Origin of the sequence: Nonomuraea corallina (genome assembly GCF_027620315.1) — a bacterium.
GTDB lineage: Bacteria > Actinomycetota > Actinomycetes > Streptosporangiales > Streptosporangiaceae > Nonomuraea > Nonomuraea corallina.
In genome coordinates this window covers 1-228 of record NZ_JAPNNL010000369.1, presented here as the reverse complement: position 1 = coordinate 228, position 228 = coordinate 1, and the positions used below count along the sequence as shown (strand labels likewise).

Genomic DNA, 228 nt, shown 5'->3' with positions numbered 1-228 from the left:
ACGCTGCTCGGCTCACGCCGGGACAGATCGATGCCGAGCTCCTCCGCCGCGCGGAAGACGTCCTCGTCGGTGTCGCGCATCTCGATCGACATGCCGTCGCTGGACAGCACCTCGACGTTGAGGCAGAGCGACTGCATCTCCTTGATGAGGACCTTGAAGGACTCCGGGATGCCGGGCTCGGGGATGTTCTCGCCCTTGACGATGGCCTCGTAGACCTTCACCCGGCCG

1 protein-coding gene is annotated in these 228 nt (G+C 65.4%); it reads right to left on the bottom strand.

Annotated features, from left to right (window positions below; genetic code table 11):
- On the bottom strand, positions 1-228 hold a 228-nt coding region (locus OUY22_RS36730; RefSeq protein ID WP_270159925.1), incomplete at both ends, for a DNA-directed RNA polymerase subunit beta.